Origin of the sequence: Streptomyces sp. NPDC087845 (assembly GCF_044742755.1) — a bacterium.
Lineage (GTDB): Bacteria > Actinomycetota > Actinomycetes > Streptomycetales > Streptomycetaceae > Streptomyces.
The window spans coordinates 193,267-205,907 of the sequence record NZ_JBIUVC010000001.1; the positions used below are offsets into that span (position 1 = coordinate 193,267).

General features: G+C 68.9%; 15 protein-coding genes. 8 read left to right on the forward strand and 7 right to left on the reverse strand.

Going from position 1 to position 12,641, the window contains the following annotated elements; all coding sequences use genetic code 11:
• The first annotated feature begins 60 nt into the window (after window positions 1-60).
• Entirely contained in the window at window positions 61-603 is a 543-nt protein-coding gene (locus ACIOMQ_RS00845) for a hypothetical protein (protein ID WP_402187423.1), read from the forward strand.
• Between the two features lie 16 nt (window positions 604-619).
• Here ACIOMQ_RS00845 and ACIOMQ_RS00850 read toward each other — a convergent pair whose 3' ends face one another.
• Genes ACIOMQ_RS00850 through ACIOMQ_RS00860 form a run of 3 tightly spaced genes read right to left on the reverse strand, consistent with a single transcriptional unit; the run spans window position 620 to window position 2,971 of the window.
• Window positions 620-1,081 carry a hypothetical protein gene (locus ACIOMQ_RS00850; RefSeq protein ID WP_362200249.1) on the reverse strand — a complete coding sequence of 154 codons (462 nt, stop codon included), beginning with the start codon at window positions 1,079-1,081 and terminating at the stop codon, window positions 620-622.
• A complete protein-coding gene (locus ACIOMQ_RS00855; protein ID WP_402187426.1) occupies window positions 1,078-1,614 on the reverse strand; it encodes an NUDIX domain-containing protein in 537 nt (178 codons plus the stop codon). The genes ACIOMQ_RS00850 and ACIOMQ_RS00855 overlap by 4 nt, the downstream gene beginning before the upstream one ends.
• 1 nt (window position 1,615) lies before the next feature.
• Entirely contained in the window at window positions 1,616-2,971 is a 1,356-nt protein-coding gene (locus ACIOMQ_RS00860; protein ID WP_402187429.1) for a tetratricopeptide repeat protein, read from the reverse strand.
• A gap of 223 nt (window positions 2,972-3,194) precedes the next feature.
• On the opposite strand from ACIOMQ_RS00860, the gene ACIOMQ_RS00865 reads away from it, so the two are divergent.
• The 6 genes from ACIOMQ_RS00865 (at window position 3,195) to ACIOMQ_RS00890 (ending at window position 7,581) form a co-directional block, all read left to right on the forward strand.
• On the forward strand, window positions 3,195-3,944 hold the full coding sequence (locus ACIOMQ_RS00865) for a hypothetical protein (protein ID WP_402187433.1): 750 nt from the start codon (window positions 3,195-3,197) through the stop codon (window positions 3,942-3,944).
• 77 nt (window positions 3,945-4,021) lie between these two features.
• The gene (locus ACIOMQ_RS00870; protein ID WP_402187436.1) at window positions 4,022-4,933 is read left to right on the forward strand and encodes an aminoglycoside phosphotransferase family protein; all 912 of its coding nucleotides are present in this window, start codon (window positions 4,022-4,024) and stop codon (window positions 4,931-4,933) included.
• Window positions 4,934-5,626: a class I SAM-dependent methyltransferase gene (locus tag ACIOMQ_RS00875; protein WP_402187439.1), complete on the forward strand. Its 693-nt coding sequence runs from the start codon at window positions 4,934-4,936 to the stop codon at window positions 5,624-5,626. It begins immediately after the preceding gene.
• 15 nt (window positions 5,627-5,641) lie between these two features.
• Entirely contained in the window at window positions 5,642-6,187 is a 546-nt protein-coding gene (locus ACIOMQ_RS00880) for an HAD domain-containing protein (protein WP_402187442.1), read from the forward strand.
• A gap of 112 nt (window positions 6,188-6,299) precedes the next feature.
• Window positions 6,300-6,965 (forward strand): hypothetical protein, encoded by a 666-nt coding sequence (locus tag ACIOMQ_RS00885; protein ID WP_402187444.1) that lies wholly within the window; start codon window positions 6,300-6,302, stop codon window positions 6,963-6,965.
• 82 nt (window positions 6,966-7,047) lie between these two features.
• Window positions 7,048-7,581, forward strand: coding sequence for an SMI1/KNR4 family protein (locus ACIOMQ_RS00890; protein ID WP_402187447.1), 534 nt, complete (start codon window positions 7,048-7,050; stop codon window positions 7,579-7,581).
• Window positions 7,582-7,632: 51 nt separating this feature from the next.
• Here the strand turns inward: ACIOMQ_RS00890 and ACIOMQ_RS00895 are convergent, their stop codons facing one another.
• The 4 genes from ACIOMQ_RS00895 to ACIOMQ_RS00910 all read right to left on the reverse strand — a co-directional run bounded on the left by ACIOMQ_RS00895 (window position 7,633) and on the right by ACIOMQ_RS00910 (window position 12,001).
• Window positions 7,633-9,330 carry a relaxase/mobilization nuclease domain-containing protein gene (locus tag ACIOMQ_RS00895; RefSeq protein ID WP_402187450.1) on the reverse strand — a complete coding sequence of 566 codons (1,698 nt, stop codon included), beginning with the start codon at window positions 9,328-9,330 and terminating at the stop codon, window positions 7,633-7,635.
• On the reverse strand, window positions 9,320-9,889 hold the full coding sequence (locus tag ACIOMQ_RS00900) for a hypothetical protein (protein WP_402187916.1): 570 nt from the start codon (window positions 9,887-9,889) through the stop codon (window positions 9,320-9,322). The genes ACIOMQ_RS00895 and ACIOMQ_RS00900 overlap by 11 nt, the downstream gene beginning before the upstream one ends.
• Window positions 9,890-10,202: 313 nt before the next feature.
• Window positions 10,203-11,663, reverse strand: a complete 1,461-nt coding sequence (locus ACIOMQ_RS00905; RefSeq protein WP_402187452.1) for a DUF3631 domain-containing protein — start codon at window positions 11,661-11,663, stop codon at window positions 10,203-10,205.
• A gap of 152 nt (window positions 11,664-11,815) precedes the next feature.
• The gene (locus tag ACIOMQ_RS00910; protein ID WP_402187918.1) at window positions 11,816-12,001 is read right to left on the reverse strand and encodes a helix-turn-helix transcriptional regulator; all 186 of its coding nucleotides are present in this window, start codon (window positions 11,999-12,001) and stop codon (window positions 11,816-11,818) included.
• 129 nt (window positions 12,002-12,130) lie between these two features.
• Between ACIOMQ_RS00910 and ACIOMQ_RS00915 the strand changes: the two genes are divergently transcribed.
• Window positions 12,131-12,631 carry a helix-turn-helix transcriptional regulator gene (locus tag ACIOMQ_RS00915; protein ID WP_402187454.1) on the forward strand — a complete coding sequence of 167 codons (501 nt, stop codon included), beginning with the start codon at window positions 12,131-12,133 and terminating at the stop codon, window positions 12,629-12,631.
• Window positions 12,632-12,641 lie beyond the last annotated feature (10 nt).

Here is a 12,641-nt window from a genome sequence, read left to right on the forward strand (position 1 = left end):
GCAGGTCGCCGCGACCTCCATTCTTGTGCAGTGCCAGCGCAGGCCCTTACGTTCCGTCCCATGACCGCATCAGACGATCTACTCCGCCGGATCGAGCAGGGGCCTTCCCTTTCTGCCGCGCTCGCCTGGCCTGGCGATTTCGACGTCGAACGCCGGGACCCCATAGAGGACCTTGCCCTTCCCACCGGTATCCCCCTACACCCGATAGCCAGCTGCGGCGCCGGCGGCACGTACTTCCTGTGCGGGGAAGCCGGGGCCGAGGAGAGGACCGTCCTGTACGCCGACTCGGAGGGCCAGACGACACTGATCGGCGCCGACCTCGTCGAGGCCATCACACTCATCGTGGTGCTGCCCTTCTGGCGCGACCTGGCGAAGGGCTTCGCGATCAGCGAGCTCGGCTCGGACCTTCGGGCCGACCACCCGGACTTCGACGCCGAGCGCGACCGCCTTCTGCACGCCCTCGGGCTTGCCTCCATCTCCGAGGAGGAGGCTGCCGCTCGCCTGCTGGCGGTGGCTGCACGCACGGCCCCGGACTACGTGCCGCGCGTACCGGACGACGATTACCTGCCTTACAAGCTTCTGTTTCCGAGTGGCCCTGCATAACGAATCCAGCGCTACGTCAGTACCGGTCGATGACCTGCCGCAGGTCCGTGCCCAGGAGGTCCTCCAGCGCGTGGACGCTGGCTTGCGGCAGCGGCAGCTCGCATTCTGGATCTGTGGTTACGAGGCTGTACCTGGCGAAACCCGCAGCCCAGACGTAGTCGAGGGCGTTCAAGTCCGTCTGGGCAGAGCAACAGGGCACCGTAACGGCAAGCGAGTCGAAATAGCCGTCCGGAAGGGCTGCCGTGTCCATCGCGTTGCCCCACCAGTCTTCGATGTCGGAGCCGCACACGGGGCACCGAACACCGCACCAGTTCTCCCCGGGGTCGATGAAGGCTGCGCCGGGGATGTCCCAGACGTCATAACCGCCCAGCGCTTCAGGAACCAGTTGCTGTAGCTGGGCCTGCGCAGCCTCGCTCGCGGCCGACGCAGGCGAAAAGTTCGGATCCTTGGGTATGAGGTGAAGCAGCGTGATGCTCACGCTGCCGACCAGCCGTCCAGCGAGACCTCCAAGCCGTCATTCAGGTAATGGTGGAAGGCGCTGGCAGTGGTATCCACGAACGCTTCGGGGATGGCGTTGGCGTCGATCCAGCGGACCTGGGAGTGCTTGCGGGGTTCGCGGTTTTCGGGTTCGCCGGTCCATTCGTGGGTGGCGAAGACGACCGTGAGGAAGCCGTTGGGGGCTTCGACGCCCCAGGCGCCGTGGATGATGTGGGCGACCTTGAGGGACTCGGGCTTCACCGTGAGGCCGGTCTCCTCGTAGAGCTCGCGGACCGCGGTCTCCGTGATGGGCTCGCCCGGTTCGCTCTTGCCGACGGGCAGGTCCCACATGCCCTGGGCGAACTTCGCGTTCTTGCTGCGCTGGAGGAGGACGACGCGGTTGGTGGCCTTGTCGTGGACGATGACGGCCGCGACCAGCAAGGTCATCGATTCGAGCGCCGGCTTGAGGGCCTTGGGCTGGTCGTCGGTCTGCTGGGTCACAGTGTTCCCTTCGTCGGGCGGGTTGTTGGGCATGCTAGGCGAGGGCCTCGCGGGCGCGGCGGGCGAGATCCGCAGCTCCCGGGACGCGTCGGCGCTGGTAGACCGCGAGGATAGAGCGGATCGAGGTGATCGCCTTGCGGGTGCGGTCGGAGGTCATGCCCTCCATGAGGACCAGGGCCTGGGTCCAGGCGGCGACGGCTTCGTCGGCGCGGGCCTGGGCGGCCAGGCTGTCGCCGAGGTCGGCGTGGGTGAGGGCATGGACGCGCTTGTACTTTTCGGGGTCCCAGCGGGTGAGCGCGTCGCGGTGCTGCTGTTCCGTACCGACGTGGTCGGCGAGGTCGGTCAGTGTGCGTGCGGTGTGGCTGGCCACGGTGCCGGCGGCGGGGCCGCTGACGCGGGAGAAGCTGGGCTGGGGACCGTCCTCGCGCAGGAGCGCGTCTTCGGCGGCGAGGAGAGCTCGGGCGGCCAATGGGTTCTCGCCAACGGCTGCGTAGGCGCGCGCGTGCGTAATGTGAAGGAGCGCTTCCGTCTGGCCGTCTACGTGGCCGAGGCCGCGAGTGAGGGCGCCTTCGACGAGGTCCACGCAGTGGTGGGGCTGTTTGAGGCTGAGGGCCTGGTGGGCGAGGGCGCGCATCATCCAGGCGGCGTGGCCGCGGGGGTCGGCTTCGCAGGCGAGCTTGTAGCCGACCTGGTAGTAGCGCTGGGCGGCGCCTTCCTGGCCGAGGTCGTGGTGCTTCCACCCTGCGAGGTAGGCGAGTTCGGCGACGGCTCCGAAGGCGGCCCGGCGTAAGGCTTCGCTGGGGAAGCGTCCGCGCAGCATGGGGGCTGCGGTGTCGGCGAGGTACGCGGTGACGGTGGTCAAGCCGTGCCCGCCGCCGAGGCGCTCGTCGGCCGCACTGAAGGCCGCGGTGATCTGGCGTACGACGTCCACGTCTTCCGCCCCGACCAGGGACGTGCCGGTGCGGGCACGGAGCATGCGGGCAGTGGCTTCGTGGTCGTATCCGAGCGGCATGGCGACGCCGGCGGTGGTGAAGGCCGCGATGGCAAGGAAGCGGCGGCGCTCGACGTCGGCGCGGCCCAGATCGGTGACTGCGAGGACGGGGTCGGATTCTGCCGGCGCTTCGTCATCGCTGGCCTGGAGTCCGATCTCGGTCTGGGTGATCGTGCGCCCCGCTCGACGGGACAGCGCTTCGGCGAGGTACTGGCCTACTCGGCCCGACGGGGCACGGGTGCCGTTCACCCAGTGAGAGATAGCCGACTTGTTGGTCTGGAGGATCTCGCCGTTCTCGGCGGCGATGCGCCGCACGTCTCTGGCGAGGGCCTCGTAGGTGCAGTCGACCGCCGCGATGACGTCACGCAGACGGGAGTTTGGTTCTCTCGGCGCCGCCACGATCGCCTCCACTCCGGAGCTGTAAACCGCGTATACCGCTTCAACTGCCTTCCACCGTACCCACTCAGCGTGACCACCGGTTCACTTATCAGCAGCCGCCCGGAACGGCGCGACCGTGATCCAGGCTCCCCCTTGGTCCGGGCGGCACCCCGAAGTTCCGTACACCCACACCGGACTCGGGCATTCCTGTGCCCGAACCCGGCCGATCAGAGACGGAGACACGGTGACCACCATCGACACCGCGACCATCACGGTCGAGCTGCCCGACGCCTTCGACCCGCGCTGGAACCGCCTGCCCGGCATCCAGGTGGACGGCTGGCGCATCACCATCGACCCGACCGAGTACTTCTTCCGCTTCCAGTCCAGCACCTGGCTCGTCGCCGACTGGGAGCTGGTCAAGGCCCAGCTCCTCGACGTGGACGAGACGACCGAGAGCACGGTCGAGCAGCTCGCGCTCGACTTCATCAAGAACCACGGCGAGTCCACCTCCGACGCGGCCCGCGTGCTGGCGACGGCGTACGGGGTGTACTCGTACCTCTTCCGCGAGGAGCACCTGGCCGGCCTCGGTCTCCCGCAGATCACCGCCGACCACCTGCGCATGCTCCGTGAGGCGGCGACGCTGATGGCGCTCAACAAGGTCGAGCTGGACGGGCACATCTCCAACGTCGGCCCGTGCTGGTTCTTCCCTGCCGCCACCTCCGTCGTCTTCGACCTGGACGACGAGATGGGCGGGATGCTCGACGAGGTCTACCACGGCGGCTGGTTCAACGAGCACCGCCGCATCGAGTCCATCAAGGCCCACGCCGCGCTCGGCGGCCGGCTCGTGCATGGCTGCCAGTCCGTGCCGGACCAGTCCGGCGGCGTCGTCGCGCCCTACGGTGCCTCGATGGCCAACTTCCGTGACGACCTAGCCGAGTTCAAGGCGGGCTGGATCGAGCAGGTCTACGCCCACCGCGTGCCCGCAGCCGAGTAACCCCACCCCAGTACGGCTCCGGGGCGGGCCAGCTCGCGCGCGCCCGCCCCGGAGCCCACCATCCCCTGGAGACCCCCATGGACCAGAGCGTGTCCGCCACCCTGCTGGACGACCTGTGCACCCTCGTCGGCAAGCCCCTCCCCGACCGTGCCGAGATTCGGGTCTGGGGCATGTCCGGCGTCGAACGCGTCACCTTCCCCGACGGCACCACGGCCGTCTTCAAGTACGCCAAGGAGCCCTTCGACCGCGAGGCCCAGGCCCTGCGGATGGCCCACCAGCGCCGGCTCCCGGTCCCCGCGCTCCACGCCACCGCCATGCAGGACAAGTGGCTCGGGATGCTCATGGACGACCTCGGCACGCCCGTACGGAACGCCGACGACCTCGACGGCGTCGCCGCCGCCGTCATGCTCCACGCCGCACGCCCAGGGGGCGGTCTGCCCCTCCTCGACGGGGCGGGCCTCGCAGCCCTGCCCGGCCGAGCCCTCGATCACCTCCAGCGGCTGCGGAAGGCCGACCGCTGGACGGACTGCAACAACATCGAGACCGCGCTGGGGAAGATCTCCGCAGCGGCCGAGACTCGCGTCGAAGGTGCGACGCTCGACCCGTTCGGCTGGGTCCACTCCGAGTTCCACCCCACGAGCGTCCACATCGGGGAGAACGGCTGGCACCTCCTCGACTTCGCACGCGCTTTCACCGGCCCCGGCCTGATCGACCTCGCCTCGTACCACGGCACCACCGACGTACCGAGCCCCTTCCGCATGCGGGTGTTCCTGGAGCAGTACGTCACCGCAGGCGGGCATGAGGACGCGCTCGCGTCCAGGGGCGGCCTGACCGCCCAGGCATGGGCCCTGGGCTGGCACCGCATGTGGGTCGTGGAGTGGTTCATGGAGCAGGCCATCCGCTGGATCGACGACCCGGCCAAGGACCCCGCGTACATCCCCGTCGTCCGCCGCCACCTGGGCGACGTGGTTCAACTCCTGGAGGTCTAGGTGCTCGCCCAGGTCTCCCCCTGGTACGCCCACGCAGCCCAGCGCACAGCCGCTGCCCCCGCGCACGCCCTGACCGCACCGGCCCGTATGGAATGGAGCACCCACGCCGGCCTCGGTCCCGGCGCCGAGATCCTGGGCCGGGACCTGTGCGGCAAACGTGTCCTGGAGCTGGGCTGCGGCCCCGGCCACAACGTTGCCCACCTCGCGATACACCACCAGGCCCGCGTCACCGGCGTGGACCTGATCGGCCTCCAAGTGCGCCGCGCCCGCTCCCACTACGGCCACATCGACGGCGCCACGTTCGCCGCCGGCCACGCACTGCACCACCTGCAGGCCACCGGCCAGACCTTCGACGCGATCTACTCCGTCTTCGGCGCCGTCGGCCTCGTCGCCCCCGAACTCCTCCTCAACGCCGTTTCCCGACGTCTGAAACCGGGCGGTGTGCTGGCCTTCTCCGTCCCTCACCCGGCACGGGCCGGAAGACATCCCTCCACGGACGACCGCCCGCGCGAGGACTACGTCATCATGCCCGACCGAACCCGACTGCCCCTCGCCCGGTGGGAGTTCGACGTCCGCCGCTGGGAAGCCCACCTGTCCCGGGCGGGCTTGTGCGTCACCTCGACACAGGAGCTGCGGCACCCACGCCGCGACCCGTGGCCCACCACCCTCCTGATCACCGCCCGCAAACGCTGACCGCCGGAGGCACCGATGACCCTGCCCTACCTGCTCCTGGACGTCGACGGAGTCCTCATCCCGTTCCCGGCCGCCGACGGCAGCACCCCGCCCACCCACGTCCGCCACACCGTCCTGCCCACCGGCCGGCACCCCGACGACCCCGTGCCCATCTGGCTCGACCCGAGCCACGGCCGCATTCTCAGCGACCTCCTGACCAGCGGACTCGTCACCCCCGTGTGGTGCACGAGCTGGCGCAAGGACGCCTCCACGATCATCGGCCCTCTCCTGGGACTGCCCGACTTCCCCTACATAGACCTGCCTCGCCCCCAGATCACCACCAGCCACCCCGACGGCTACCTCTGGAAACGCGACCACGTCGACGTCTGGCTGGCAGACGCCCCCGCCGTCTGGATCGACGACGATTTCACCGGCCTCGACCACGAATGGGCGATGGAGCGCACTACGAGGGGAACGGCGACTCTCCTCATTCAGCCTGACCCGCACCTTGGTCTACAGCCCGAGCACCTGACCGAGGTCACGAGGTGGGTCACACAGGTACCCACAGCTCGCGCCGCCTGACGGCCGATGCCCTCGCCGCTGCGGGCGGGCGGAAAGCGAATCTCGTTGGTGGGGAGTTCTTCTTCCCAAAGCCGGTCAAGGCCCCTCCTGCCCGGCCGGGTAACGTCCTCGGATGAATCTTCACCTCATCAACGATGTGCCCGACGGCCTGACCCGACGAGCGCGAACCTTTGTCGGCGCGCACGGCGTCAAAGTAGACGTTCGCCCCGTTGAGGGGCACCGCGAGTGGTGGCTCGAACGAGACGTTCCACCAGCGGTGATTGATCGGATGGCGTCCTACCAGGACCGATGGGGCGGTCTGCTCCTGCCACCCGCACCGCAGTACGACGGAGGCCCCAAATACCTCGATCCGGACTCACCGGAAGAGGACTCCGCAGGGTGGTGGTTCGAAGCTGGGATGCAGCGGACCGCAGTGCCCTACTCGTTCATGATCGATCCGTCCGGTGAGTTCGGCATCCAGGCGGAAAAGTGGGCTCCCCTCCACAAAACCATCGAGGGTTGGGTAGAAGCGCTGGCCTTGGCTCACCACGCATCTAAATGGGCGAAACAGGTCACCAAGCTCGTTGGAGACGACGTCGTCGGCATTGACTTGAGAGGTTATGTGCCCGTGCGCGAGGTGATGGGCTTGGTCGACACCTGGTGGCGAGGACCCGATGCGCTGATCGCCCTCTACAGCGGTGAGGCCACATCGCTGGACTTCCCCAGAGGCCGCGTTGCAGTGATCTACTCCGGCCTCGATGAGTGGGGCCTGCGAGGAGGTGTGGCCGACGACGGCTGACCTGTCGTTCACCTCGCCTCGGCTGGGATGGAGGCAAGGTAGGCAGCGGCGCCAACCAAGAGGTGATCGATAGTCTCTTCGCATGACCGTGAGCGGAGATCGCCAGCTTCCTGCCGCCCTCGCCGCTGCGATGGCAGTTCGGCTCAAGTGCATCGGCGAGGACAGGGTCGATTTCGAGCCGTACGGGTCGTTTCTGACTGCCGATGAGACCACCGACTGGCTTCGGGCGTGGACAGGCAACGCCGAGTTGAACGGAGATGACTTCCGTGTCTTCGGCCAGGACGGCACCGGCGGTTACGCGGCGTTCTGGCTGGTCCGGCCGGGCATGGATCTGGCAAAGCAGCCCGTCGTCTTCCTGGGCTCCGAAGGAGAGACAGGCGTCGTCGCTAGCGACATGGACGCCTTCCTGTGGCTTCTGGCTGATGGCTTCGGCCCGTGGGAGGCAGCCACTTCGGGCGAGCCCGAGCCCGATTGGGCTCCGCAGGTCAATCGCGACCTGGCTGCTATCGCAGAGCGATTTGCTCCAGGCCACCGTGCGTCGGCCGCAGCGATCATCGCGCAGGCTACGGACGAGTTCCCTGACTTCGATGACACCATCATGAAGCTTTGCCGTTGAACCCGAACTGATGCCCTCGCTGCGAAGCCTGGCGAGGACATCAGACTGGTGTCAGCGGTGTCGACTGCGCTCTCCGGGCCTCCTGCCCACTGATGTGGCCGGAGGGCGCGGCCTGGCAGACGTGGACGTCGTTCCGCTGGTGACGGTTCGGCTGCGAGCCGCTTGCGTCCGCCGGTTCGGTTGTGTGGCGATGCGCCAGGTGAGGACCTCGGCGGGGCGCTCGGCGCTGTCGAGCTCTCGTCGGGCGCTCACCTCGATCAGGAGACGTCGGGGGTTGTGGCCGGCGGTTTCGGCTTGGGCGAGGGTTGTGGTCAGGGCGGTCCAAGTGGGGTCGGTGAGGATCCGGTCGGCGTAGTCGGGGAGGGCCGCGCGCACGTCCTGCTCGAAGCGGCGGGTGGTTGCGGCTCGCGGTGCGCGGTGGGCAAGCTCCGCCAAGACGGGTGTGGCGGCCTGCTGGTAGCACGCCTGGAGGTGGCGGAAGGCTTCTTCAGCCGCAGCGGCCTGCTGTTCGTGGCCGCGCTGTTCGTGCCACGTGGCGGCGGCGTGGGCCAGATGCACGGTGGCGAAGAGCAGGGCGATGGCAAGTCCGCCCGGTTCGTTGGAGGCGTAGGCGAGTTCCTTGGCGGCCTGGCGTAGGGCGTGAGCTGCTTGGTGGTCCGCGCGGGTGGCGGAGCGGCGGGCACGGTTGAACGCCATTGCCGCCGCTCGTAGTTCCGCCTGATGTGCGCCGGTCGTGGCGCTGGCGATGTTGTACAGGGCGTCGCCGAAGGCAGCCAGGTGGCCCTGGGCGGCGGCATCGTCACTGGAGTCGAGGACGGTGCGTGCCGTGTGTACGGCAGTGGTGGCGTGGCGCCATGGGTCGGTGGGGTCCGTCACATTTCGGGGGTGGTCGGTCACCTCTTGGTCGGGCAGGCGTTCGCGTAGGCGGTTGATGGAGAGGTCGGGGGCGAGCTTCGAGCCGCCATACCAGACGGGTTCGCCGGCGCTGTTGGTGTCGCCGGGGGCTGCGAGGCTGTAGCCGATTACGTCGCCGGTCTCGGGACCGAGGCGTGTCTTGACCTTGATGCCAAGGGATTGCAGCACGGTGAAGTAGTCGGCCTCGGTGTGTACGGCAGCAGCGACGGCGTACGCCCGCTCGCGCAGCCACTGCCGTGCCGTCACCGAGTGGCCCTGGCGCTCCGCCTTGGCGCGTTCGGCGCCGGTCGGGGTACGAGGTGCCGTGAGGTCACCCGACTTCAGTCGGCGCAGGCCGAACTCGGCCTCGATGCTGCGGCACTCCTCCTGTGCCCGTCGACCGTCCTGGTGGGTGCGTGGGCGGCGTCCGTCGGCGCGGACGGTGGTGGCCATGATGTGGATGTGGTCGTCGGCGTGCCGGACCGCGATCCATCGGCATGCCCGTTCGTCGCCTTCGGGGGCGATGCCCGTGGCATGCACGACGCGGCGGGCGACCTCGGCCCACTCGGTGTCGGTGAGGTAGCGGTCGCCGGGCGCGGTGCGGACCGGGCAGTGCCAGACGTGCTGCGGTGGCTTCTTGCCGCCCAGCTCGCGGGTGCGGAGGTCGACGTGGTGGTCGAGTCGCCTGGCGAGCTGGGAGTAGGTGGCTGCCGGGTCGCGGCCGGGGTCGGGAGCGCCGGTCATGTCCCAGGCGGCGATGATGTGGGGGTTGGTGTGCTCGTCGCGGCGGCCGGGGCCGAAGAGATAGGCGATCAGTCCGCGGCTGTCGGAGCCAGTGGAGACGTCAGGAACCATGAGTCGTGCCGTTCGCGAGCAGCCGGTCGATGAGGTGGAAGCTGTTCTGTGCCGCTTGCTCGACGCGGTCCAGAACCGCCTCGGCGCGCTCGGGCACGGTTCCTCGGTTGATGGCCGCGGTGATCTGGTTGAGGTTGCCGCCGATGCGGTTCAGGGCGACCGTGTGCGCTTCGATGGCCCCGATCAGCGGGCGCAGAGGATCGTCCTCCGGACTGCCGACCATTCCCGCCTTGCCCTGCGCGACGGCCAGGGCGGCGTCCCCGACGAATCCGGCGAACCTCTGACCACGCTGCTGAGCGGCGGCGCTGATCACCTGGACCGCGGTGCGCGTGAAGCGGATGGTCTTCTCCTGGTCGCGCTTCTCCACGGTGCGCTTGCGGTTCATCTGCGCGGGCAGGGCGGGGGCATCGAGTTCTCGCCAGGAGGGCTGCTCGACGAGCGGTGTGGCATCGGTTGGCGTACGGCGAGGAGCGGAGTCGGCTGCGGGCTGGCCAGAGTCCTCGGCTACCCCCTCCTCCGGCTCGGGCGCCCCCTGGCGCTCGGCCTTGTCCTCCGCCACCCCTGGGGCGGGGGCAAGCGCGGACGAAGCCTCGTTAGAGGCTCGTTCGCTCCAGCTTGCTGCTGGTCGTCGGGTGAGCCTGAACAGCTTCCTGCGGCGGCGGCAGGTGAGGTCGTCGGCGTTCGATTCGGGCATGGTGGTGCTCCGTCAGTCGTGAGGGGTGGTGTCGTCGCATCCGTCGCATCCGTCGCGTGGCTGGTCAGCACAGGTACGGAGATGGCCGCAGGTACGGAGCGATCCGTAACGGCGAGGAGATCCGTCCCCGCGCTGACCTGCGCGGGGACGGATGCAACGGATTGATGCGGACCTGGGGTCAGCGAGTGGGCCTGGGGCCTGCGGGCCCTGTCGGCGGGCCGGTGGGCAGCATCCCGGACGGAGGGGCGGGTGGCCTGCCCGGGGTCGGACGTGCCGGGACCTCGGCGGTGGGTGCCGACGGGGCGGGGTCGGGGCAGTAGCGGGCCCAGGCGTCCACGAACTGATTGCGGGCGTACGCCTTGGCCTGCCTGCCGTTCTCGAACCGGTAGTTGGCCGGGCTGATACCGAAGTCGCGCAGCAGATTCGCCAGGTGGTAGGCGTTGAGCCCCTTGGTGCCGTACTCCGCCCACGGGGCCTCGGCGTCCTGAATGAGGACCGCGAGAAGGTCCTGGCTGCGCAGAGCCTCCTTGCCGGCCTCCTGGTCGAAGACGCGGCGGATGTCACGCAGCAGCCGCGTCTTCAACGTCGTCTGCTCGTCCTGGACCACCTCGTTGCGCGTCATCGCCAGACAGGCAGCACGTGCCCGCGCGGGCCAGTGCCCACCGGCAAGATCGGCGACGATGACGAGCGGCTCCCATGTGTCGGCGGCACGGTCCTCGACGGGCATCTCCGGCACCAAGCCCGCGACGGTGCCGCGCAACGGGACCAACCAGTCGGCCAGCCGGTCGCGAAGCGCGTGCAGTTCGGGCACGGAGTACCGCGAACGGAACGGGGTGATCCGCTCGCCCGGCTTCCGCTTCTGCATCCGGATGACGATCGCGCGGTCCATGATCGTGTCCGGCAGGTCACCGATGCCGGCCAGCGCCGCCATCGCGAAGGTGGGGAACGCGGTCGGCTTGTGCTCCGGCCCGGAGATCCGCCAGGCGGGCCGGTTGCGCTGGTGCCCGGCGTTCAGCAGGCCGCGTAGGTCTTCCTTGTCGCCTGCCTTGGGGCCGAAGATGGTGTCGGCCTCGTCCACCAGCAGCGTCGGCGGGTTCTTGCCGATGACGCGGAAGACGACCGCCGGGGAGGTGTTCACCGTCATCATCGGCTGGTGGACGGTCTCGTAGAGAACGTCCAGGAGACGGGACTTGCCGCACCCCTTGGTCGGCCCGACCACCGCCAGCCGCGGCGCGTGCTGAAGGGCGGGCTGAATGTGGGAGGCCGCGACCCAGAGGGTAGCGGCGGTCAGGGCCTCGTCGCTCGGCAACACCACGTACCGCCCGATCGCCGTGCGGAGGTCGTTCAGCAGCGCGGTACCTGCACCTGCCGTGCTACCACCGCCAGTGGCTGCTGGTGCGTCGGGAGCGGCGTCATCTGCACTGTCGGGCACGAGGGCCGGGGTGCTGGCCTCTGCAGCCTGCGTATCCAGCGTGTTCCGATTCGGAACGCCGGTTGAGGCGTCGGCAGTGGCTCCTGCGGAGTCGTGTTGCTGTTCCGCCCGCTCACGGTTCCGAGGCAGACCCTGGCCCGGGACTGCGATCGGTGGCCAGGCAACACTGGATGCGTTCGAGGTGGCGGGGGACGTAGGGTCCTTCATACATAGACGTTCCTCTCGGGTGAGGGGCGAGACGGGCAAGGTCTCGCCCCTCACGGGTTCGTTCGTTCAGGGATGGGCGACGTGCAGGGGAATCTCCGGCCCTCGGCGTTGGCGCGCCGGGGGCCGTTGCTGTGTCTGGGCCTGTCGGTGGCTCATGAGGCCAGGCCCCAGTCCTCTCCGCCGTCGATCAGCGCGCGCTCGTAGCGCAGCAGTTCGGCCTCGGGGTAGAGCACCCGCTTGCCGATCTTGATGCCGCACGGTCCCTTCTCCAGATGGCGCCAGTAGCGGACGGTGCTCTCGGCGGTGCGGTAGCGCTCGGCGACCTCGGAGGTGGTCAGGTATCGCGTGCGTTCCCATTCGGCTAGCTCTCGATTCGATCTGCATAATCAGTACCCCATGATCGGCGGTTAGCCAAACCGGGAAGCCCATGTTTCAATTCGGATAGCGATGGTCACGATGGAGGTTCGATGGCAGGCGAGAGGGCCGAGGGCGGCGAGGTGCCGCTGCTCTACAGCGAGGGCAACGTGGCGGGACGCGTGGCCCTGGAGCGCGAGGTCAGAGGGTGGAGCACGACCGAGCTGGCCGAGCGGGTGACCAGAGCTGGCGTGAAGATGAACCAGACGGCCGTGTGGCGCATCGAGAACGGCTCTCCCCGCCGACGGATCAACCTCGATGAGGCGCTCGCCTTCTCCCGCGTATTCGAGCTCCCCCTCGAAGAGCTGATGTCGCCGCCCCTGGAAGGGCTCGACGTCGACAGCCGACGGCTCGTCCAGGAAGCCGTCGAAGCGTTCTACGAAACCCGTGACGCCCGCGACCGTCTGCACCGTGCCGTGCTCGCCGTCGCCGACCACATCAAGGCACACCCCGACAGCTCACGCGCGATCAACGAACAGTGCCTCCGCCTCATGGGCGACGAGCGGGACGCTCGCACCCTCACCAGCGACATCGAGGACGGCGGCCACTACTGACAACCAGCAC